This window comes from Thalassotalea piscium (assembly GCF_030295935.1).
In the GTDB taxonomy this organism is placed as follows: domain Bacteria; phylum Pseudomonadota; class Gammaproteobacteria; order Enterobacterales; family Alteromonadaceae; genus Thalassotalea_B; species Thalassotalea_B piscium.
In genome coordinates this window covers 610,454-633,086 of the sequence record NZ_AP027362.1, presented here as the reverse complement: position 1 = coordinate 633,086, position 22,633 = coordinate 610,454, and the positions used below count along the sequence as shown (strand labels likewise).

The following is a 22,633-nucleotide window of genomic DNA, read 5'->3' as shown; positions in this document are numbered from 1 at the left end:
AGTAAGGTTGATCTAAAAAACTACCTAATACATTATGAGTCTGGCAGTTCATAATTACGTTAGCAATTAGCTAAGTACATTGGCACTTAATGTAATGAATACACTACCCTGATTAAAAGTAGAAATAACGCTGCACTCAATTATTAATTACTCACTTCACGCCAGTAAATCACTCGGTCGTTACCTCTGAATAATCCAAACGTTGCAACTGCACTAGGGTTTTGGTTATGCAAACCACTGTTATTCCAGTCGTACTTGAGCCAATCAAAAGTGTCGTACTCAACGCCAATTTGCCCTTGGTTACCCGCACCTGTTGCGTCTAATTCTATTTTTTTAGTTTTACCATTAACAAAACTGCCTGTCCCCCCTAACGCACTAGTAAGCGTTGGATTTAAACTAATATTACTCAGTAAAACTTTACTTGCATCATAGTTAACACAGTTATTATTGTCGGTAACAATAAAGTTTGCCCCATCAAAATGCTCTATTTGCATAGGTTGTGGAATGGTTGACGTTTCAGGGCCATAGCTGTTTTCCAGTAGTAACCGTCCAAAGCGAATTTCAACGCCAGTTGGCGATGCATCAACAATATCGATAGAACTTACGCCTTCAGGATCAGCAAAAGCTGCTGTTGAGATTTTCAAATTTGAAGTAAATGGTGCCACTTTGGCATTTGCTGAACGATTATAGAAAAAGTTGTCGCTGTCAGATAATTGGTAATGCAATACACCTTTTGGAAGTGCTACCACATTAGGTAATACCGTTAAATCGTTTTGGCTTAAAGTTCCTGTCGTTATATTTGCAGTTACAGGCAATTTATTTGTATCAACCCCAATTGCAAATTCATCAAAAGTAGGCTCTGTAATGTTTATATCTGTGCTACTAAGCTTCATATAATCATTAGCGCTCCCCTGACTATCTTCAAAGTAGTTTTGCGTAATAACCCCTTGTTTGTTGTAAGCTGTAATTTCAAATACAGGATTAGCAAGGTAAGAAATGGCTCCAATGCTCTGCGTAGCTTCATCTGTTTGTCCGCTATAGGCAAAGGTTGTTCCTGTATTACATGTTGCTAAAAACGAGCCATTTTCAACAACTGTTGATTCAAAGTGATCAGGAATAAAGCGACCAATATTAATTGCTGTAGAGGGAATAACTATCCCCTCATTACCATAGTTTCTGTCTTGCACCTCAAGATTAACTAATCCAACTTCTGAATACTGTGCAGCGCCATAAGTTGATACACCTGCGCTAAAGTTACTTAAGGTTACATCGGTAAAAATAGGCGTAGTACTTGTCGCTAAGGTTGGTCCTGCTGCATAACTCAACTCGCCGTTAACACTACTCGCTAGTGTGGGACCTGTTCGTTCGAGTTTAAATTGTATTTGTCCTGGTGAATAATTTGGGGTTATTACTGAAGGGTTAGCGGCATTATATGCCGACACGGTTAAGATAAAATCGTCACCCGCTTTGTGGGTTGGCGTTGCCGTTGCCGTTGATCCATTTAATGCCACAGTACCTGATTTTGCCGTAACAATCAGCTCAGCAGGGCTTACCCAAAAAGAATTGTTACTACTACCGACTAGTGACACGCCCGCAACATCATAAGCCGCATGTAAACGAATGCGTCCTGCATCGTGATAGACAGGTGCTGGGATAGTGGCAATACTATCAGCGCCAAAATTTAAGGTAGTACTGGTACTACTTGGATATTTAGCAATAGTATTACCATTAACACTAAAACTTAGGCCACCAGCACCGCCAGGATTCACATTTTCCTGTGATAAATCAATCGCTTGATTACCAGTAAATAAGCCTGTGCAAACACCGTTAGTATTTTCAACTGCTTGAATTTTTAACGTATCATTAAATACCGCGCCTGATGTTTGATTGGGTATTACGCTGCTATTTCCAGCACCATAAAGAAATTTAAACCCTGCATCACTAAACACGATATCACAACTTGTACCACTACCGTCGTCGCACACTACAGGGTCTGAAGCTGCTATCGTTGCATTAGCAATAGAAAGTGTCAGGGTTTCAACATTGGTATGATTAAAGCTAATTGCTGTGCTACCAATAAAGGTTGGCGCACTAATCAACGCACCGTCAGCAAGCAATTCAAGACTAACAACTTCAGTGCTTAAGTTTGAGCAACTGCTATCTGTACATGCTTTAACTGTTAGTGTTTCTGATTCACATGTGAGTCCTTGGCCATCATGGCTAATTTCATAATGATGAATAATAGGTACATTACATGGATGACGTTCAGCCATTATATCCATAATCTGTGTTGTATTTAATGCGCCTTGGTAGACCCTAACCTCGTCGAGCAAGCCATAAAAATTATACCCAGAAGAGTTAGCAACACCGCCTACTCTCATCTGTGAATTAACAAAGGCTCGTGCATTATTAGGCGTACCAAAACGTTGAGTTAATACTTGCTCAACACCATCAATATACATTCGATTATCAGTAACGCTACCATTGGTAAATTCAACAGCAATATGGTGCCAGCCATTAGCAAGGCCAGCACTTGTAGTGCCATAAATGTCTGTATTAAAGGTATTGAAACCGATACTACCGTTTCTTATCCAAATATCGTGAAAGTTCCAACCCAATGGCATAACATTGTCGGTACCATCCCAGTTCATCCAAAATGTGACTGTAGTTTTAACACCCGCAGTTGAGGTGTCTAAAGGTAAGCCCGTAACTTCAATTGAGCCATTGGTTTGACTAGCATAACTGCATGTACCAGGGTTACCTGTTAACGCTGGTGAGGTATTTATTGGGGTAGAATTATTATTGACTTGCCCATGGTAGCCATTGCCAGTTTCATCAATAACTTCTCCTGCGGTACCGTCCCAATTAGATTCTTCAAAACGAAACTCTAACAGTGGAGTGGGTGGTACAGGGCAGATGCGGCTACTACCATCATAATTGTTACCCGCATTTTGGTGATTATAAATAGTGGTAATTTGAGAGCTAGGAAGCGCAGAGTTAAATATAATAAGCTCGTCAAGGAGGCCATCCCAGGCCTGACTTGCATCGAAACCACCACCTAAAGTATCTTGTTCCTGCCCAACAATTAAAGCTCCAGGCGCGATTGATAATGCACCACTGCTGCTAGTATTTCCACATTGAACAAGTGCACCATCAACATAGTAACATTGAAGCGCCCCCTCACGCGTCCAAACTAAATGATGCCAGTCGTTATCTGCAATAGCACCATTATTTAAGTCAACTTTTGAGCCCTTAACATGTGGACTAAAGTTATTGTTTCCTGAAAAGAACATGATCATTTCATTATATTGTCCAACATTTGCACCAGACAATATGGTTGCTGTGTTAATGCCATTAGTTTTGGCCCACACAGATATAGAAAAGTCGTTTAGCCCGTCTGCAGCCGTACTTGCAAGACTTAAGTAGTCGCTAGTTCCAGTAGCTGTAAAGTCGCCTGCAGAACATATTTTACCACTAGAAGAAGTACTCATACCAACTGACACACCGTGGTGTAGATTTCCTGAGCTATCAAACACTACGCTTGTATTCAAATCCCAAAACAACTCGTCAAATCGATATTCAGCTACTGGTGGCGATGGGCATGGGTGCCTCTCTGCCATAATAGTATTTACTTGAGCAGTCGTTAGCGCAGCTTGATATACACGGACCTCGTCAATTTGTCCGTGAAATCCATAACGACCATCTCTTGACCATCCCCCAATGCGTAACTCACTATTCACATAAGCATTAGTATTGTTAGGTGAACCACGGCGCTGAGCAAGTACTTGCTCAACGCCATCAATATACATTTTATTACTGGTAACACTCCCATTGGTAAATTCAACAGCAACATGGTGCCAGCCGTTAGCTAACCCAGCACTAGAAATACCATAAATATCTCCAGCTCCGGTGTTAAATCCCATAAACCCATCAAATATCCATATATCATGCAGGTACCACCCAACCGGCATAACATTGTCGGTACCATCCCAGTTCATCCAAAATGTCACTGTCGTTTTAACGCCATTAGTTGAAGTGTCTAAAGGTAAGCCTGTAGCTGCTATTGAACCACTTGTTTGGCTAGCATAGCCACAAGAACCAGGGTTACCACTTAACGCAGGGGAAGAAAGTGCAGGGATTGAATTTCGATTGACTTGTGCATGATAGCCATTGCCGGTTTCATCAATAATTTCATCGGCGTTACCATTCCATACTAACTCTTCGAAGCGATACTCCAATAAAGGTAAGGGGCTTGAACAGTTTCCAAACTTTACTTTGTCACTAATTGCACCGTCGCGTAATATTTCATAACCTGCTGGCGCGTAATTTGTGCGTATATCATTTGCAATAGAAATTTCTAAATAGTCGCCGCCACCACGCTCAAAGAAAATTGCGGAAATATCAAAAACAGAATCCTGAGTTAAAGTAAAAGAGCCCCCTGTATTAGAGTTCCCTGTAGGAGTTTCAAATCTTAACTCATTACTGCTACCAGCAGTTGAACCACCAAACTTATTAAAGGCTACAGCATCCCCTGAAACTGTATCCATGACAAAGCTAAAGCCATCATCACTTTCAACAAAAATGGTATAATCCCCTGCAGCTAGTGTTATGGTACCTGACGTATGCACTAAAAAGTCAGAGCCAGTTACGCCATTGTTAACGCCTGGATAAGGTAAAGTGCCTGAAAAATCGTGCGCAGCACCACCAAAGTCAATGCGGTCGACGGTGCTATTACCACTTGCTGCAACATTATATGTTACACCATCAATGAATCCTGTCGCAGGTGAGCCTGCAGCCAACCAAGCGGCGTGAATATTGAGTGCTTCTGTGGTGTTATTTATTTGAGTATTACTGCCAATGTTATCGATTTTTATACCGACAGCATCGAGCGTACCTGAGCAAGAGTTAGGCGCTGATAGCACAACACCAGAAAATAGAAGCGCCAGAAAAGTAACAAAAATTTTCAATGTTAAAAGCTTTCTCATAAAACCACTAGACTTAACATAATATACTTCATGATAGATCCTAAAATTATAAAAATATACTCCAAATAGACAGCTTAACAACAGAGTATTACTGAAATGCTAGCTACTGTAGCGCTCTAGGCTAACTATATATTGAGATTAAGTTAAAATTATTAACAGTAGTACTTTAATATTACTAGGGCGTGTTGATCTTTGCTGTACATTTTTTCAGCGATTTATTTGGTGTTTATACAAGGCTGAACTTATGTAGTGGGGTTGTTCCCCTAAATAAGTGAAAACGCCGTAGAAAAACCAAAGAGGCGCTGTCCTACGGATACGTTTAAACATGACTTATTTTTCATTCTAGCTCTAGCTCATTTATGTAGAATGACTACACTTTACTCGCTACGTCTCAATTAAATTATGTTTAATTCGTACAAAATTTGTACTCAAAAGATCAACACGCCCTAAGTATAGATTAGTTTAGTTTTCTAAATATGGAGGAAAATATGAACAAGAAAAGTTTATTGTACTGATTAAAAAAATGTTTAGATCAACACTGCTAGGTAATGCAGTAGTTGATACTTTTAGCCAGTATCAACAATTACTAGTGAGTGGAATTGGTATTATTCAGACTGATCAGAATCTGCCCATTGCATTCTTTCTATACGCGCTTGTTCCTCTTCAAAGGCCGCTTTAATTTCTTCTATAACATTATCAACATCAGCAGCATTAGTGTTTTCTTTAAACTTACCTGTTAATTGTGTTTCAGGGGTTAATTCACCTTTTTCATATAATGCCCACATTTCATCGGCATAACGGGTGTTTAAAAGCTCTGGCGCATACTGGCTGTAATAAGTTGTCATATTCATAACATCGCGCACTAACATAGCTTTAGCATTATTGTTTGCTGAAGCATCAACAGCTTGCGGTAAATCTATAATGACAGGGCCATATTCATCCACCAGCACATTAAACTCAGACAAGTCGCCATGGACAATACCAGCGCAAAGCATGCGCATGATATAAACCATCATAACGTCGTGATCTTCAATTGCTTGCTCAGCTGACATAGAAATATCATTCAAGCGAGGAGAGACATCACCGTTTTCATCGGTGATCAATTCCATCAATAGCACACCATCAAAACAACCAAATGGTTCAGGCACTCTTACCCCTGCAACAGCAAGCTTATACAGTGCGTCAACCTCTGCATTTTGCCAAGCATCCTCTTGTTGAGAGCGCCCAAATTTAGAGCCTTTCTCCATAGCACGAGCACGGCGACTATTTCTACTTTTACGACCTTCTTGATACTGTGCCGCTTTTTTAAAGCTGCGTTTATTCGCTTCTTTATATACTTTGGCGCAACGAATGGTGTCACCCGTTCGAACCGTATATACAGTGGCTTCTTTCCCGCTCATTAACTGAGAAAGCACTTCATCAACAAGCCCGTCATCAACTAAAGGTTGAATACGCTTAGGTACCTTCATTGCGTGTTCAACTGTAATTTAAAAAAACAATTATTTAACTTTACAACCAATTTTACTTCCTAGCCTCTCGCTTAAAAAAACTCTAAGGGTTAACAATGAGTTTATGGATTTACTTACTCTAAAACCAAGCCAGTATAAACGATCAGAAACGGTTTTACTTTCTATAATATCTAAACAATCTACCTAGTCTCAAAATGAAGCATTTAAAAATTATAATATCGACCCAGTAACGAGACAGTGTCACAATAAAAACAACACAGCACCCGCTCAATTGAGCCAACCATAAAAATCACAAATAAATTTAAAATCCGCAATTTAATACCAACAAGTAACACACTAGGGCGTGCTGAACTTTAAAGTACAAGTTTTGTACGAATTAAACATAATTTAATTGAGACGTAGCGAGTAAAGTGTAGTCATTCTACATAAATGAGCTAGAGCTAGAATGAAAAATAAGTCATGTTTAAACGTATCCGTAGGACAGCGCCTCTTTGTTTTTGTCTACGGCGTTTTCACTTATTTAGGGGAACAACCCCATTACATAAGTTCAGCCTTGTATAAACACCAAATAAATCGCTGCAAAAATGTACAGCAAAGATCAACACCCCCTAGTAAAAAAAGTATTTCCTAAAACTACAAGCATAGTTGTATTATAACAATACAAATAGAACTCATACTCATTGCAAAAAACACCAAAATTCCAACTTTATAAATTAAGTGTTCCAAGTAAACACAGTAAAATTTTTCACACAGTCTATGAGATAGGAATCCCAATAAGAGGAAATTAGCATGGATAAAGTATTATTAAATTGGCTATGGAATAATAAAAAAACAATAGGGTTAATTGCTATCACTATTTCTATTATCACATGGACATTAGAGTTAACCGATTTAGTGTATGTTTGTCCCTACTGCCGAGCACAAAGAACAATAATTGGTATGCTAGGCATATCACTTTTACTGCCTAACACGCGCAACTGGATAAATTTATACTTTGCTAGCATTATCGCATTCTTTGGCTTTTTCGTTGCTGCTTATCAGCACTTTGAAGGGTGGAAAAAAATTATGTTCGGGAAGTTTGTATGGGGTGAGCACTGGTACATTAATTCTTGGTTACTTTCTGGTTTTGCTCTTTTTATTATATCTGGCTTACTCTTACTTATTTGGACGTCACCCAGACCATCTAAATAAAAAACTAATTAGTGCAAATGGTACATCATCATAGCAATTTCATTAATTAAGTGATCTATTTCATAGACAGTTATAACAATTAAATACAATCCATTTATTTTCATAACGTAAGCGTCGGTTAAACCACACCTAAATTTTTTATTCAGCATTATTTGCAATATTTCATCCTTATTCTAGACTTAAAAAGTTGGTAACAACAGCAAGCTGGATGCTTGTTTAGGGAAGCTTTACGGATGAGGTGATGTAGCGAGGATTGCTATGAGGGATGAAGTAAACAGGGAGTGTTGATCACGGATGATTACCTCTGTTTTACCTTTCGTTTTTATTTCTGCATTATCATTTTCTACTGACTAACGCTTGATGTTCCACGGCAATATTGCGTCAATATCAGGGTGTGGTTTACATAACTCTTCAAGACATTGCTTGACATAATCAAATGGAACTAAGCCATTAGCTTTAGCGGTTTCGATAATACTATACAGTGCAGCACTCGCATCGGCACCGTTAGCGGTTTGGCTAAACAACCAATTTTTACGTCCGATAACGAAGGACTTTATTGCCCGCTCTGCACGATTATTGTCGATGCTCAAGCGACCGTCTTCGAGGTAACCCACCAATTTTGGCCACTGATTACTCAGATACGTGATAGCTTCACCTAATTTGTTTTTGGGCAACACATTTTGTTGAGTAAACCAACCGTGTAATTTATCTAGTATCGGTTTGGCTTGAGTTTGGCGAGCCTCGTAAGTCTCTTCTGGAGTTGTATTTTTAAAACGCGATTCAATACCGTACAATTTTTGAATATAACTTAGCGCCACATCAGCTTTACCACTTTTTCCTTTGGGTTGTGCTTGTTTGGCTTCAATGAATTTACGCCGCGCATGTGCCCAACAACCCACTAAGGTTGCTTGGGTTTGATGATAGGCTTGATAACCATCAACTTGAAGGTAGCCCGAATAGCCGTCGAGATAATCAACCACGCAGCGACCTGCACGGCTATCATGATAATCGTATAAGATAATATTTGGGATTGAACTAGTGGGCATGGGGGAATCCGTGCCCGTGCAATACAACCACATGTAACTTTTTATTTTGTCAGACTTGATGACATTGACCGTAGTCTCATCGGCATGTATCACTGCTTGTTTTCGTAATTCTTCCTTAAGCCGTTTGATGAGCGGGGGAAATAACGCTGCTGATTTGAGCATCCAATCACTCATTGTTTGGCGACTGAGCGCGATACCGTATTGTTTGAATAATGATTCTTGGCGATAAAGAGGCAAACCATATTGATATTTACTGGTAATGAGTTGACTCAGTAAACTTGCAGTAGCAATGCCTTTAGGGATAGGACTTACTGGCATCAACGCTTGTTTAATCGGGTTGCTAGTGCCTGTTTTTTCGCATTCACGACACGCGTATTTAGGGCGAACATGTTCAATAACTTTGACTTGTGCCGGGATGAAGTCTAGTTTTTCAGTGATGTCTTCACCGATTTTATGTAATTGAGCATGACAACAAACGCACACTTTCTCAGCGTCGCTAATATCATGCACCACCACTTCCCGTGGTAAGTCTTTCGGTAAGGGTTTACGCTTTGGTTTATTACGGCGATAGCTGATGTCTTGTTGCTCAGTTTCAGCAAGCACAGCGATTTCTTCCGCCTCGTTGAACAATTCCCCTTGACCTGCAAAGCCTTCACCACTTTTACCGAATTGTTTTTGCTGCGCTAGGCGAAACTGCTCTTCAAGGAACAGTAAACGTGCGTCTTTTTCTGCTAATAACCGCTCTAACTGAGCAATACGTTGGTGAAGTTTAGTCTTGGTATTCATGCAGTTATTTTACCAGAGTAAATGGTTAAGTTGTTGTTATTACCTAGACTATTTCGTGATCGATAACTGCTGCTTATGATCGCAGGTTATAAGGACAAATTATCGAGGCTCATCGCTTGATGGCCCACCACATCAAAGCCAGATAACAGCCAATGTAATTGCTGCTCGGTGAGCTCCATGGTCGATTCAGTTAACCTTGTTGGCCACTTAAATTTATCTCGCTCAAGGCGTTTATACCACAGCGCAAAACCCGTCTGATCCCAATACAAAATTTTTAATTTATCGCGACCTTTATTACAAAACACAAACAAAGCCCCAGAGAGCACGGGTAATTGCAGCTCACTATCGAGCAAAGCCGATAAACCATTAATGGATTTGCGAAAGTCGACAAACTGGCGGTGTAAATAGACATCAGGCACATCAACAAACATCTTCATGCGTGTAACGCTTTAATAAGTTCAGCTAACCATGTTGGTTCGCAATGATGAGGTAGCGTTAACCTTGTGTCGCCAAAGACTATGTGTATTGTTGCATCGGCAGGTTGAGTTGTTACCTTTGTTGCTACCTTAGCTTTTACAAAACCCGATGTTTGATTGAGGTGTTCAATTTTATGTCGGTATTTATAAAAATTTGACGTAGGTATCAGGTGTTGCCTACAAAAAGCAAGAATAGATAAGCCACTTTGGGCTTGTTGTTCAATAAGTTTCGTCCAATCATCTAACGTTCTTCGGGTCATGATATATCCTCAATAGTAAATTATTGAGGAGTTGATTTAGTTTGGCGATTATTGATAAGGTGTGGTTTAACCGACGCTTACAGCTCTTGAGATTAGTATTAGTATTAGTATTTTACAACTAAAAAAAACCTCGCATCAATGCGAGGTTTTTTTAGGATGTGTGCGCTGACCGATAAGCCGGGTTCTGTCGTGGACAATCATTCGTCTAGGCCTTAAATCGCTTTAAGGCTCAAGCAACCTACCCGGTTTCCACGCGAGCCACGCGTATACTATTTAAAGTATTGAAACCCTATTTGGTCTTGCTCCGGGTGGAGTTTACCCTGCAACCAACTGTTACCAGTGGTCCGGTGCGCTCTTACCACACCCTTTCAGCCTTACCTGTTCCGCAAGCGGTCATCGGCGGTCTTCTCTCTGCTGCACTTGTCGTAGGCTTTCGCCTCCCAGGCGTTACCTGGCACCCTGCTCAATGGAGCCCGGACTTTCCTCCCCTCTACCCGTATACCTGATGTCGAAACATTAAATACAACGATAAAGCAGCGATTGTCTAGTCAACTCGCGGCGATAATACCCTAAAATTCGATTAAGATCTAAAGATAAATATCAACCAAGTGGTTAATTGAGATATATTGGCATTATATTTCAGCGGATATTAGCGATTAAGATGACAATTGAACTTTGGCACTGCCACAATACCCGCTCTTTAAGAGCTTTATGGGCACTAGAAGAAATGCAGCTAGATTACAAACTACACTATTTGCCCTTTCCACCAAGAGTATTAGCAAAAGACTATTTAGCAATTAACCCGCTTGGTACAGTACCATTTATGCAAGTCGGTGATACTCAATTAACCGAATCGAGTGCGATTTTACTCTATTTAGCAACGCATTATTCACAGCATGCTATAGCTGTTGCTAGTAGCCATAAAGAGTATGGTCATTATTTAAATTGGTTATTTCAAAGCGATGCAACCCTAACATTTCCACAAACATTATTATTAAGGTATTCTCAATTTGAGCCAGCAGAACGGCAAAACCCACAAGTTGTTCAAGATTATAAAATTTGGTTTCTTTCACGCCTAAAAAGCGCTAATCAGCAGTTACTCCAACAAGCCTACTTAGTCGATAATCGATTTACTATTGCAGATATCGCAGTTGGCTATGCGCTTTACTTAGGGGAACTGCTTGGGTTAGCTAGTGCGTACCAACCTCAAACATTAGCATATTTAAAAAGGCTAAAAGATCGTCCTGCTTTTCAACGTTGTGTAAACGCAGGTGAAGAAGTCGCTAACTATAAAATTGAGCCTTTAACTGTCTGATAAATTAACCTTTTAAATTTAGCGCTATTTCGTAAAGTGCATTTTTTTTAATACCGTAAATATCAGCGGTAATAGCACAAGCGACTTTAGGTTTCATATGTGACAGCAATAAGGTTAACGTATCTATCGCTTTAGGTGAGATCTCATTGGGATCAGCTTTATAACCTTCAATAATAAGTACCATCTCGCCTTTTAACTGATTAGGATCTTGTTCAAGCCACGTTAAAAAATCGCCTGCGGTATCACTATGAATAGTTTCAAAGGTTTTTGTTAACTCTCTGGCAATCACTATTTTTCGATCAGGGCCTAACACTGTAACAATATCTTTTACGGTATCTATTGCTCGACGTGGTGCATCATAAAACACCATAGTGCGAGGTTCGTTGTTTAATTCAGCTAACACTTTTTGTCTTGCGCCTTGTTTGGAAGGTAGAAAACCCTCAAAAGTAAACTTGTCGGTTGCTAACCCAGAGGCAGATAATGCCGTTATCGCAGCACAAGCCCCAGGAATGGGTACAACGTTAAGGTTATTATTTTTTAAGTGACTAACAATGTGATATCCAGGGTCGCTAATTAATGGAGTGCCGGCATCCGACACTAACGCAATACTTTTACCTTCAAGTAACATTTCAGCTATTTGCGTTTGACGATAGCTTTCATTATGGTCATGTAAAGATAAGGTTTTATTTTTGATCGAATGAGCAGATAATAATCGCTGAGTATGCCTTGTATCTTCACAAGCAATTAGGTCAACATGCGCTAATATAGTTAATGCTCGTTGGCTAATATCAGCAAGATTGCCGATTGGGGTTGCCACTATGTATAATGTGCTTGGTTCGACAAATGTATTAGCCATATGAATTACTTATATTGAGACTCAAAGAAATGACGTTTATTATATACCACTACTGCTTATATACCACTATTGCAACGCGCAGGATTTAACATTGAGCCTTTTAAATAAACAATTTAGTTCTCCTAGCCTACTAGCTCTACTTTTTATAACTTTCTTTCTCGTCAGTTGCTCATCAAAGCACTCCCAAAAAAAGCCACTAACTACACAAAATGAGTTAACTGAGCAGCAAACACAACTATCTGGTGCTAGTGCCGAACAATTAATTGAAAGAGCCAAACAACTACCTGCTGAGCAAGCTAGCCATGAGTTGTTACTTGCAAGCGAGCAGTTGCTATTAGAACAGCAATACCACCAAGCAATTTGGTTAGCGCACCAGCTAGCAGCCGTTAATGAAAACCCCGCTGATAAAGTGCAACTGCTCTTAGTTAAGGTTCAAGGGTTAACTGCGTTAATGCAGACTGAAACAGCAATAAATGTATTGACCTCTATTGAGAAGCTACAGCTAAAACATTCGCTTGAACCCACATTTCGCTACTATGAAGTTAAAGAATCACTACTTAGGCAGCGTAATGAGGTTATTGGTAGTGTAGATGCCCATTTACGTGCATTTGCTGCTAATAGTAATGTTACAGTCGACGATATCAGTACCCTTTGGCAACGTTTGTCTAAACTTTCAAGTTGGCAAGTAGAACAATTAGCATTGCGTAATCCACCCTACTTTAAGGGTTGGCAGCAACTGCTAAATTTCGCTTTCAACTTTGGCTATAACCATGAGACTTTTCAGCGTTATTTAACGCAATGGCAACGAAGTTATCCTACACACCCAGCGAATGAAATAATCGAACAACTACAAACTTTATTACCAAAAAACTTAAGCAGAACTATAGAAAATATTGCAATAATTCTACCTTTATCCGGTAAACAAGAGCTCGCTGGGCAAGCAGCTCAGCAAGGTGTGCTAGCAGCATTTGATAATGACAATAACAAAACATTACATTTTATTGATGCCCAGAAGCTTGATATGTCTCTTTTATCAGCGCAGCTACATGAACTCAACATTGACTATGTTATCGGTCCATTGTTAAGAGAAAATGTTGATGCTTATTTGACATTAGAAGAACTATTCATTCCTACATTATTATTAAATATACCCAGTAATCCCGTACTGAAAGCGCATCAAGTGGCTTTTTCAATGCGTCCGGAAGATGAAGCTATACAAGCGGCAACAACGCTAAGCAACAAAGACTTTAAACATCCATTGGTATTAAGTCATAAAGACAATGTTAGTCAGCGCATCGCTCAAACTTTTTTATCTACTTGGCAAAAAATTGCCAACTCAACACCTGATATTATTTATTTTGATAATAATAATAAAATGCAAGACACCTTAAAATCGAGCTTAGAGGTTGATCTGAGCCAGTATCGTATAAATAGGATAAAGTCACGTATTAAGCAAAAAATAGATGCTGAAGCTAGGAACCGTCGTGATATTGATATGATTTATGTTGTTGGCTCTGTTGCAGAGACTCGATTATTAAAACCTTATATTGATGTAAATATTAGCCCATTTGCCAAACGGATCCCTATATATGCAAGTTCACGCAGCCATAGTTCCCAATCAGATGCGAGTGATTCAAGAGATTTGAACGGCTTAACTTTTACTGAAATGCCTTGGCTTATAACCAGCAAGCAACAAAATTCTTCGTTACACTCGCTTATCGAAAAACTTTGGCCTAATCGCGGTGATGGTTTAAAACGTATATTTGCTATGGGCTATGATAGTTTAAGCCTAATTACAAAAATTGATGCCATGCAGCAATCATCATACGTTCGCCATTATGGGCAAACTGGGGTTCTACAACTAACCGAAAATAATATTCTCAGCCGAAGTTTACTTTGGGGGAAATATCAACATGATAAGGCAGAAGAAATTGCGATGGACCGCGAGTAAAAGTAGCCAAAAGTCAAACTCCCTAGGGCAATTAGCTGAGCAACATGCTAGAGAATACTTACAATCTCAAGGATTAACTTTTCTTGAACAAAACTACCACAGCCGGTGGGGTGAAATTGATTTGGTAATGAAAGACTGTGAGGTGCTCACTTTTATAGAAGTAAAATATAGGAAAAATAAAATATTTGGTGGCGCAATTTCTGCAGTATCACGCCCAAAACAACAAAAAATTATGAAAACCGCTGCAATATACCTGCAACAGCATGGATTAAATGAATATAATACCGATTATCGTTTCGATGTGGTTGCTATTGAGGGCAATACTGACACAATTACACAACCACAAATTAACTGGCTTAAAAATGCCTTTAACTGAGAATGACACCTATGTTAGATCGAATTAAAAGTAACTTTACAGAAAGTATCCAAACCAAAATCGCGGCCAGTGAAGTTTTAGCTGCGCCGCTAGAGCAAGCTGGAATGATCATGGTTCAAAGTTTACTTAATGGTCATAAAATACTTGCTTGTGGTAATGGCGGTTCAGCAGCCGACGCCCAACACTTTTCCGCTGAATTGCTTAATCGATATGAAACCGAGCGTCCTAGCTTACCAGCAATAGCCTTAACAACTGATAGCTCAACCATTACCTCAATTGCTAATGATTATCACTGGGATGAAGTTTTCTCTAAACAAGTACGTGCCCTTGGTAACCAAGGCGATGTTTTACTTGCCATCTCAACAAGCGGTAACTCTAGCAATGTAATAAAAGCTATAGAGGCTGCAGTAGCTCGCGATATGCCAATAATTGCCTTAACAGGAAAAGATGGTGGGGATATTGCCGGCTTACTTGGCGAGAATGATGTAGAAATTCGCGTTCCTTCAGGTCGCACTGCGCGTATTCAAGAAGTTCACTTAGTTGCGATACATTGTTTATGCGACATTATCGATACTACCCTTTTCCCACAAGAAGAAAGTTAATATGAGACTATCTAAAGGTATATTTACGTTAGGCACATTACTACTATTACAAGGCTGTATGACAGCTGCGGTTGTAGGTGTTGTTGGCGGGGCCGCCATTGTCAGCGATAATAGGACGGTAGGCACGCAACTCAATGACCAACAGCTTGAACTAGAAGCCCATAGTGCACTTAGAAAAATTGAAGGTATGTCTAAAAACACCAACCTACAAGTTATCAGTGTTAATGGCAGTGTACTTATCGTCGGGCAAGCGCCTAATGCTTACTTAAAAGATTTAGCCGTTAAAACTATCGAAAAAATAGATAGTGTTAAACAAATACATAATCAAATACGAATAAGTAATTTAACTTCAATTACCACTCGCACCAATGATGTATGGTTAACTTCTAAAGTAAAAACAGCTATTTTTAAAAGCAACTCACTCGATGCTGCAAACGTAAAAGTAATTACCGAAAATGGTGAAGTGTTTTTGATGGGAGTGGTTAAAAAAGAAGATGGCGATAAAGCAGTTGAAATTGCAAGGCATGTAGGTGGCGTTAATCGTGTGTTTAAGATGTTTGAATACCTTAGCAATTAAACTCGGGAACGCTAACCCCTCAATTTGTTAGAATAAAAAATCCACCTACTGGTGGATTTTTTGATTTAACTGATCAATTAATTACTCCTGCATTGCCCATATAAGCTGCATCCTTATAGCGATAATTATGAAATAAATAACGCAGGAGTTTGATTATTTTAACCAGTAAAAATGATCACATAGTTAGTGAGATTGGTATAAGTTTTGTGTGAATCAAGGCTGATTTTTGTACCTAATAGCCAGCTATTAGTAGCAAATTAACGTTTTTTAGTTCCAGACAAAAGCCAAGTACCTACGTCCATGTAGGCAACGCAGATAAGCATAAAAATCGTAGCTTTGGTGTACTTGGCTTATACCGTATTCAGCTTACTTAATAACTTTAAGACTTGGGCGTGGCTTATCACTTTTAGTGTCTGACACATTATTTTTGCTATCACTTTTAACACCTTCAACACTTTTCAATTCATTAGTTGAAGACTTAAAAGGCGCACCCTCTTCCCTTTCTGGATGCTCAATAGGTAGTTGGGTGCCAGCACCATTTTCTTTTGCATAAATAGCTGCTACAGCCCCATATGGGATAACTAAATGTTCAAGCTTACCAGCAAACCTAGCGCTAAACTCAATTTGCTCACCTTGCATAGATATAGCGCCAACCGCTGACGATGATACATTCAGGATGATCTGATCATCACTGACAAAAGCCATAGGTACCATAACACCAAATACAGTAGCATCCACCACAATATAGGGTGTTAAATCGTTGTCTGAAATCCAATCATAAAAAGCCCTAACAATATAGGGCTTAGTTGAAGTCATGTTATCTGACATTAGCCTTCGTGACCAAATCGTAATTCACGCTCAGCCTCAGTTAGTGAAGCTTGAAACGACTCACGTTCAAATAATTTAAGCATGTAGGTTTTTAGTTCCTTAGAACCTTGGCCATCTAGCTCTATACCCATAGTAGGTAAACGCCACAATAATGGTGCTAAGTAGCAGTCAACTAAGCTAAATTCTTCACTCATAAAGTATGGTGCTTCATTTAAAATAGGAGCAACACTTAATAAACTTTCTTTCAGCTCTAAGCGTGCCTTAGCAGCCTTATCAGCAGGTCCGTCTAAAATAACTTTTGCTAAACTATACCAGTCATTTTCAATACGATGCATCATTAAACGGCTACGTCCACGTGATACAGGATAAACCGGCATTAATGGTGGATGAGGAAAACGCTCATCTAAATATTCAATAATAATTGACGCTTCATATAAAGCTAATTCACGGTCAATTAAAGTAGGAACTGTACCGTAAGGATTAAGATCTAACAGATCTTCTGGCAAATTAGCCAAATCCACTAAATGTATGTCTACACCAACGCCTTTTTCCGCCAACACAATACGTGTTTGGTGGCTATACATATTATCTGCGTGTGAATATAACGTCATCACAGAGCGTTTGTTTGCAGCAACGGCCATTTCCGCCTCCAATAATTCAAATAATGTAAAACTAATAAAGGGGGCGAAATGCCCCCAAAGAAAGACTGTTGTTTCCACTTAGAGATTAAGTGGATTATTCACATTTAGTGAACATCTCTCCAGTATTCAACTTTTAATAAGTATGCAAAGATTAATAAAATAACTAAAAACCCAATCACCCAGTAACCTAAAGCTTCACGCTCGAGTTTGTTGGGCTCAGACACATACTCTAAAAAGTTGGTCAAATCACGAACAAAACTGTCATATTGCTCAGGTGACATTTTACCACCTGTCGCTGGTAACAAGTTACCGTTTTCATCCAGTGTTCTTACGCCTTGTAAGTTTTGTAAGACATGTGGCATACCAACGTCTTTAAAAACAGTGTTGTTTACGCCAAACGGTCGATTTGGATCAACATAAAACGAACGCAAGTAAGTATAAACGTACTCAGGACTTCTAAAGCGTGTTTCCAAAGTTAAATCAGGTGGCGCAGTACCAAACCATTTAGCAGCTTCTTTTGCTGGCATTGAGTTAGTAATATGATCGCCTGGTTTTTCGCCCGTAGGCATCCAGTTAGCAACACCTTCTTTTTCATCAATACCTAGATCAGCAAAAGTACGGTTGTAGCGTTGATACTTCAATTGATGACAGGCTAAACAATAATTAATATATGATTTAAAGCCACGCTTTAATGACTCTTTATCAGCAAGATCATTGTTTGGGCTGTCTAGCGGTATACTCGGACCTGCTGCAAATACCAAAGTAGGTAAAATAGCTAATACTGCAATAATAAACTTTTTCATTATCCTGATACCCTCTCTGGTACTGGCTTAGTTTTTTCGTTTTTACTGTAAAACCATAGCGCAATAAAGAAACCAAAATAGCCTAAGCTCGCAATACGACCAACCATATTTAAAAAGTCAGTTGCTGGAAGCGTACCTAAAATACCAAGTACTATAAAGCTGATTGCAAACTGCGTTAAGTTTAAGAAATGCGCTTTACTACGAAAACGAAGCGACTTAACAATACCGCGATCAAACCAAGGTAAGGCAAACAACATACCAATAGCTGCAAACATGCCTATCATACCAAATAATTTATCAGGGATAACACGTAAGATAGTAAAGAATGGTCCGAAGTACCACACTGGCACAATATGCTCAGGTGTTTTTAAGCCATTAGCAGGCTCAAAGTTTGGCGCTTCAATAAAGTAACCACCACCTTCAGGAGCAAAGAACATTACCCAACAGAAAATAATTAAAAAGATAACAACCGCGACCAAGTCTTTTACTGTGTAGTATGGGTGGAACGGTATAGCGTCAACAATATCGTATTTTTCTGTATATTGTTTATGAAATTTAAACTTGCTTTGTTCTTCTAGCGGAACACTGCCTTTAGACTTTTTAATTTCAGTACCTTCAGGGTTATTTGAACCAACTTCGTGCAAGGCAAGTATATGTAAAAACACTAAGACCACTAATACTAATGGCAATGCAATTACGTGTAGTGCGAAAAATCTATTTAGCGTAGCGCCAGAGATAACATAGTCACCTTTTATCCAGATAGTGAGTTCTTCACCGATAATTGGGATAGCACCAAAGAGCGATATAATTACCTGCGCGCCCCAATATGACATATTACCCCAAGGTAATAAGTAACCCATAAATGCTTCAGCCATCAACACGAGGAAGATGAACATTCCGAAGATCCATAATAATTCACGGGGTTTTTGGTAAGAGCCATACATTAAGCCACGGAACATGTGCATGTAAATGACGATAAAGAATGCAGAAGCACCGGTGGAGTGCATATAGCGTAGCAACCAACCATAATCCACATCTCGCATGATGTATTCAATTGACGCAAACGCACCTTCGCCAGAAGGCTCATAGTTCATTGTTAGCCAGATACCTGTAACAATTTGGTTAACTAAGATTACAGACGCTAAAATCCCAAAAACATACCAAAAGTTAAAGTTTTTAGGAGCAGGATATTGGGCTGCATGCTTATTCATGGCGTCCATGAGTGGTAAGCGTTTTTCGATCCAAGCCATAAAACTATTCATTATGCATCTCCTTGACCGACACCAATTAGAAGAATGCCTTCAGTTGGGTATGAATGCTCAGGTACTACAAGGTTTAAAGGTGCTGGCACCCCTTGAAATACGCGACCTGCCATATCAAACTTAGAGCCATGACATGGGCAGAAAAATCCGTCTTTTACCCCTTCAACCATTTCTGAAAAATCGTCTTTATGGTAAGTAGGAGCACAACCTAAGTGAGTACATACACCTAATGCCACCATAAACTCTGGCTTTATTGAACGATGACCGTTGGTTGCATAGTCGGGTTGTTGAGGTTCAGCTGATTGCGGGTCGCGCAGCTGATCATCATGATTGGCTAATGCTTTCAACGTTTCTTCAGTACGACGTACTACATACACAGGCTTACCGCGCCATTCAGCACGAATTAATTGACCAGGCTGTACTTTGCTTACATTGATTTCAACTGGAGCACCCGCAGCTTTCGCGCGAGCACTTGGGTTCCAGGATCCAATGAAAGGCACAGCTACACCGACAACACCTACACCACCAACTACAGAAGTAGCTGCAGTTAAAAAGCGTCGACGGCCGTTATTCACGGGCGCATTGCTCATCCAACATCTCCAATTATTATTCTATTTCAAGAAATAACTTTGTTAATTAGCATAAATAAAACCAAACCCTGTTTTATTTAAACAAACTAACCATAAAAAAATTTTTACGATCATAATGAAAACCCCTGTTTTTTACAAGGGAAATCATCTCAATTTCACTAATTAATTACTTAACTTCGGGCTAAATTTATCGCCTTAGATCAAGCGTATACTTATACAGCACTATAGAGCTTGTTTAAGATCAAGCAAATAATTCAACCTTAAGGCGTGTTGACCTTTGCCGTACATTTTTGCAGCGATTTATTTGGTGTTTATACAAGGCTGAGCTTATGTAATACCAGTTTCATTAAATAAGTGATCTATTTTATACGCAGTGAAAACAGGCAAATACAAGGCATTTATTTTATAACTAGTTGTTCTAATTATAAAATAAATAACGCAGTAGTTGATTGTTTTAACCAGTAGAAATGATCACATAATTAGTGAGATTGGTATAATGGGGTTGTTCCCCAAAAATACTATGTAAACACTACGTTCTTTGAAGCCCTATAGTCAACTATTGGTTTGTAAAAATGCCTTGCTCAGCACATCAATCTAATCATCGGATTGCATTAATATGCTTTGTTCTAATTTCCCTGACTATGCTCTGAATTGATCACTTAATTAATAAAACTGGTATTACTGAGATGTGTATATTCTAGGTTTCATCTGCATTAGATAAAGGCGGTTCGGGGTAAATAAATAATAAAAAAGCCGGCATATATGCCGGCTTTTTGAACGATAAATAAAATATTAACGTTTTGAAAATTGTGGCTTTTTACGAGCCTTGTGTAAACCAACTTTCTTACGTTCAACTTTACGAGCATCACGAGTTACGAAACCTGCTTTACGTAAATCAGCACGTAAAGTTTCGTCGAATTCCATTAATGCACGAGTAATACCGTGACGAATTGCGCCAGCTTGACCAGAAATACCACCACCACTTACAGTGATGTTAAAGTCAAACTTTTCTAACATTTCAACTAATTCTAATGGTTGACGAACAACCATAATAGCCGTTGGACGACTAAAGTATTCAGAAATGTCACTCTTATTAATTGTTATTGCACCGTTACCAGCTTTCATGAACACACGAGCAGTTGAGCTCTTGCGACGACCAGTACCGTAATATTGATTATCAGCCATTGCTTACAGCTCCAAAAGTTGTGGTTGTTGTGCAGCATGCTTGTGCTCAGCACCAGCATACACTTTAAGCTTACGGTACATTTCACGACCTAAAGGACCTTTAGGTAACATACCTTTAACAGCAAATTCAATCACACGCTCTGGCGCTTTTTCAATTAGCTTTTCAAAGCTAATTTGCTTAAGACCACCAGGGAATTCAGTATGCGAGTAGTAAATTTTACCTTTCGCTTTGTTACCAGTAACTTTTACTTTCTCAGCGTTGATAACAACAATGTAATCGCCTGTATCACAATGAGGAGTATATTCTGGCTTATGCTTACCGCGTAAACGGCTTGCTATTTCAGTAGCGATACGACCAAGAGTTTTATTCTCAGCGTCCACTAGAAACCATTCACGTTGTACGCTTTCTGGTTTTGCTACAAAAGTTTTCATTTAAAAAACCCAATATTAAAATGTTACTAAAAACAACCTCAACATGAGACTGTCAGTTAAAAGACTACGCCATTACCCCTTCGAGTATCGAGTCCATCGTCTAGTATCTTGGGGATATTAGACATTTGTAACGTCAGGGAGCGCGCATTATACAGAGATAATTAATAAAGATCACGACTATTTTTTAATCGTAGTAATATTTTTGTCAATTATGCATGTATTTTGCGCTGCCAATCTTTAGCTAGGCTTAATTCTTTCTGCCCCCTTTGGATCTAAGTTCAATGTTTAACCACACTTTGAGTCACCACAGTTTAAGCAAGTAGCACAACCATCAAGTAATACTACTGACTTTTGATGACACTTATTACATTGACTTGCCGCTGTCGGAAAGCTTGAAGGCTCGCTTTGAACATCAGCTTGAGATTTCTCTTTTTTTTCAGCAAGATATGCTTTTTGGTTTTTATCTATAGCGCTATCAGGCATCATTTCTAAAGCCTTTAAATGTGTTTCAATAACATGTCCAATATCAGCTACCACTGATGGCATGTAAATACCTGTACCTCTTTGGTAATACCCCCCTTTTGGATCAAATACCGCTTTTAACTCTTCAACTAAAAAAGTGCAATCACCGCCTTTACGAAATACCGCCGAAATAACACGAGTTAATGCAACAACCCAAGAATAAAATTCCATATTCTTAGAATTAACAAATATTTCAAATGGTCGACGAGACTCTTGTTCCGAGCCTTGGTTTAACAAAATATCGTTGATTGTAATATATAGCGCATGATCAGAAACAGGTGGTTTTATTTTATAGGTAGAGCCAATTAACATCTCTGGTCGTTTAATGGTTTCGTTAAGCTTTATTGCTTCATCTGGCACAATGACATGGGCATTTGCTTGATTTATAGTTTCTACTTCATCAGTTGGCTTTACTCTAACTGACGTTATTGGTTGGGTGATCTCTTTCATGAAATTTCCTATACACGTTATACTGAGTGA

At 39.1% G+C, this 22,633-nt stretch carries 20 protein-coding genes and 1 other RNA gene; 6 read left to right on the top strand and 15 right to left on the bottom strand.

Annotated elements, in window-relative coordinates; all coding sequences use genetic code 11:
• Positions 1 to 143: 143 nt before the first annotated feature.
• Positions 144 to 4,985, bottom strand: a complete 4,842-nt coding sequence (locus QUD79_RS02720) for a LamG-like jellyroll fold domain-containing protein (RefSeq protein WP_246454952.1) — start codon at positions 4,983 to 4,985, stop codon at positions 144 to 146.
• 605 nt (positions 4,986 to 5,590) lie between these two features.
• Entirely contained in the window at positions 5,591 to 6,454 is an 864-nt protein-coding gene (locus tag QUD79_RS02715) for a PA4780 family RIO1-like protein kinase (protein ID WP_184424393.1), read from the bottom strand.
• A 789-nt stretch (positions 6,455 to 7,243) separates the two neighbouring features.
• Between QUD79_RS02715 and QUD79_RS02710 the strand changes: the two genes are divergently transcribed.
• On the top strand, positions 7,244 to 7,645 hold the full coding sequence (locus QUD79_RS02710) for a hypothetical protein (protein WP_184424394.1): 402 nt from the start codon (positions 7,244 to 7,246) through the stop codon (positions 7,643 to 7,645).
• A 350-nt stretch (positions 7,646 to 7,995) separates the two neighbouring features.
• Here QUD79_RS02710 and tnpC read toward each other — a convergent pair whose 3' ends face one another.
• The 4 genes from tnpC to rnpB all read right to left on the bottom strand — a co-directional run bounded on the left by tnpC (position 7,996) and on the right by rnpB (position 10,769).
• Positions 7,996 to 9,477, bottom strand: a complete 1,482-nt coding sequence (gene tnpC, locus QUD79_RS02705) for an IS66 family transposase (RefSeq protein ID WP_184426944.1) — start codon at positions 9,475 to 9,477, stop codon at positions 7,996 to 7,998.
• 86 nt (positions 9,478 to 9,563) lie between these two features.
• The gene (gene tnpB, locus QUD79_RS02700) at positions 9,564 to 9,914 is read right to left on the bottom strand and encodes an IS66 family insertion sequence element accessory protein TnpB (protein WP_286287996.1); all 351 of its coding nucleotides are present in this window, start codon (positions 9,912 to 9,914) and stop codon (positions 9,564 to 9,566) included.
• Positions 9,911 to 10,213 (bottom strand): IS66 family insertion sequence element accessory protein TnpA, encoded by a 303-nt coding sequence (tnpA, locus tag QUD79_RS02695; protein ID WP_184423956.1) that lies wholly within the window; start codon positions 10,211 to 10,213, stop codon positions 9,911 to 9,913. Before tnpA ends, tnpB begins: the two co-directional genes overlap by 4 nt.
• Positions 10,214 to 10,370: 157 nt before the next feature.
• Positions 10,371 to 10,769, bottom strand: an RNA gene (rnpB, locus tag QUD79_RS02690) — RNase P RNA component class A.
• A gap of 105 nt (positions 10,770 to 10,874) precedes the next feature.
• On the opposite strand from rnpB, the gene QUD79_RS02685 reads away from it, so the two are divergent.
• Complete coding sequence (locus QUD79_RS02685) at positions 10,875 to 11,528, top strand: glutathione S-transferase family protein (protein WP_184424528.1); 654 nt, start codon at positions 10,875 to 10,877, stop codon at positions 11,526 to 11,528.
• 4 nt (positions 11,529 to 11,532) lie between these two features.
• Here the strand turns inward: QUD79_RS02685 and rsmI are convergent, their stop codons facing one another.
• Positions 11,533 to 12,384: a 16S rRNA (cytidine(1402)-2'-O)-methyltransferase gene (gene rsmI, locus QUD79_RS02680; protein WP_184424527.1), complete on the bottom strand. Its 852-nt coding sequence runs from the start codon at positions 12,382 to 12,384 to the stop codon at positions 11,533 to 11,535.
• A gap of 91 nt (positions 12,385 to 12,475) precedes the next feature.
• Between rsmI and QUD79_RS02675 the strand changes: the two genes are divergently transcribed.
• The 4 genes from QUD79_RS02675 to QUD79_RS02660 are packed head-to-tail and all read left to right on the top strand — an operon-like array spanning position 12,476 to position 15,890.
• Complete coding sequence (locus tag QUD79_RS02675) at positions 12,476 to 14,335, top strand: penicillin-binding protein activator (protein ID WP_184424526.1); 1,860 nt, start codon at positions 12,476 to 12,478, stop codon at positions 14,333 to 14,335.
• A complete protein-coding gene (locus tag QUD79_RS02670; protein WP_184424525.1) occupies positions 14,298 to 14,711 on the top strand; it encodes a YraN family protein in 414 nt (137 codons plus the stop codon). The genes QUD79_RS02675 and QUD79_RS02670 overlap by 38 nt, the downstream gene beginning before the upstream one ends.
• Before the next feature lie 11 nt (positions 14,712 to 14,722).
• Positions 14,723 to 15,313, top strand: coding sequence for a phosphoheptose isomerase (locus QUD79_RS02665; protein WP_184424524.1), 591 nt, complete (start codon positions 14,723 to 14,725; stop codon positions 15,311 to 15,313).
• Position 15,314: 1 nt separating this feature from the next.
• A complete protein-coding gene (locus QUD79_RS02660; RefSeq protein WP_184424523.1) occupies positions 15,315 to 15,890 on the top strand; it encodes a BON domain-containing protein in 576 nt (191 codons plus the stop codon).
• Between the two features lie 366 nt (positions 15,891 to 16,256).
• Here QUD79_RS02660 and QUD79_RS02655 read toward each other — a convergent pair whose 3' ends face one another.
• The 8 genes from QUD79_RS02655 to QUD79_RS02620 form a co-directional block, all read right to left on the bottom strand.
• The gene (locus QUD79_RS02655) at positions 16,257 to 16,718 is read right to left on the bottom strand and encodes a ClpXP protease specificity-enhancing factor (RefSeq protein ID WP_184424522.1); all 462 of its coding nucleotides are present in this window, start codon (positions 16,716 to 16,718) and stop codon (positions 16,257 to 16,259) included.
• Positions 16,718 to 17,359: a stringent starvation protein SspA gene (gene sspA, locus QUD79_RS02650; RefSeq protein WP_184424521.1), complete on the bottom strand. Its 642-nt coding sequence runs from the start codon at positions 17,357 to 17,359 to the stop codon at positions 16,718 to 16,720. The genes QUD79_RS02655 and sspA overlap by 1 nt, the downstream gene beginning before the upstream one ends.
• A gap of 104 nt (positions 17,360 to 17,463) precedes the next feature.
• Positions 17,464 to 18,162 carry a cytochrome c1 gene (locus QUD79_RS02645; protein WP_184424520.1) on the bottom strand — a complete coding sequence of 233 codons (699 nt, stop codon included), beginning with the start codon at positions 18,160 to 18,162 and terminating at the stop codon, positions 17,464 to 17,466.
• On the bottom strand, positions 18,162 to 19,424 hold the full coding sequence (locus tag QUD79_RS02640) for a cytochrome b (protein WP_184424519.1): 1,263 nt from the start codon (positions 19,422 to 19,424) through the stop codon (positions 18,162 to 18,164). Before QUD79_RS02640 ends, QUD79_RS02645 begins: the two co-directional genes overlap by 1 nt.
• Positions 19,424 to 20,014, bottom strand: a complete 591-nt coding sequence (gene petA, locus QUD79_RS02635; RefSeq protein ID WP_184424518.1) for a ubiquinol-cytochrome c reductase iron-sulfur subunit — start codon at positions 20,012 to 20,014, stop codon at positions 19,424 to 19,426. Before petA ends, QUD79_RS02640 begins: the two co-directional genes overlap by 1 nt.
• Positions 20,015 to 20,806: 792 nt before the next feature.
• Positions 20,807 to 21,199: a 30S ribosomal protein S9 gene (gene rpsI, locus QUD79_RS02630; protein WP_184424517.1), complete on the bottom strand. Its 393-nt coding sequence runs from the start codon at positions 21,197 to 21,199 to the stop codon at positions 20,807 to 20,809.
• Positions 21,200 to 21,202: 3 nt separating this feature from the next.
• Entirely contained in the window at positions 21,203 to 21,631 is a 429-nt protein-coding gene (gene rplM, locus QUD79_RS02625; RefSeq protein WP_184424516.1) for a 50S ribosomal protein L13, read from the bottom strand.
• A gap of 285 nt (positions 21,632 to 21,916) precedes the next feature.
• Positions 21,917 to 22,603, bottom strand: coding sequence for a TSCPD domain-containing protein (locus QUD79_RS02620; RefSeq protein ID WP_184424515.1), 687 nt, complete (start codon positions 22,601 to 22,603; stop codon positions 21,917 to 21,919).
• Between the last annotated feature and the right edge of the window lie 30 nt (positions 22,604 to 22,633).